General features: G+C 38.1%; 1 protein-coding gene. It reads right to left on the bottom strand.

The window, feature by feature from the left end; all coding sequences use genetic code 11:
- Positions 1 to 596 (bottom strand): S-layer family protein (locus B6C99_RS13240; RefSeq protein WP_158092493.1); only part of this gene is annotated, 596 nt, incomplete at both ends.

The raw sequence follows: 596 nt of genomic DNA, 5'->3' as shown, positions 1-596 counted from the left end.
CTTTTTTTCACTAACAAGACGATATCGGTGGTTAATGCCCGCATTTGTTCGCCGGTTAATTCCACACCAATAGCAATACCAAATTCTTTAGCAAAACTGATACCCGCATCCATTAATGCCTGAAATTGTTCAAGGTCAGATTGATAACCTTGTAAATAACGGTGACCGGTTAAGCCAACAATTTGTTGTTGAATAAGTTGTTGTTCATAGTAACCATCTCCTAATCGTTTTAATACTGAATCTGGGTTGCCACTTAGACGATTAATCATATAATCAGAACTTAACCATTTTTTACGGTTAGTAAAACGCGGATCGGTTTCAACAATATAATTTTTGTCAGTCTCTTTATTGACTATCCATAAGCTATTATCTGGTAAGGTTAAGTCTGGCTCATAAACACTAATGGTTTTCGATGGTGTTATGTCATTGCCAGCTTCAGGTAGTGTCGATTCATCAACGGCAGGGGGATTATTTTCCTGATGAGGTAAATCCTCTTCAATCGTGGTTGTCGGTTTGGGCAGCATCGACGTAATGCTGCCTGGCTGATGGTTTGCATCAGTTTTGATATGAGTTCTATCTGATTGATTTGAATTAAT

This window comes from Gilliamella sp. N-G2 (assembly GCF_002142215.1).
In the GTDB taxonomy this organism is placed as follows: domain Bacteria; phylum Pseudomonadota; class Gammaproteobacteria; order Enterobacterales; family Orbaceae; genus Gilliamella.
Note: the sequence above shows the minus strand (reverse complement) of the source record. Positions and strands in the feature narration are given on the sequence as shown.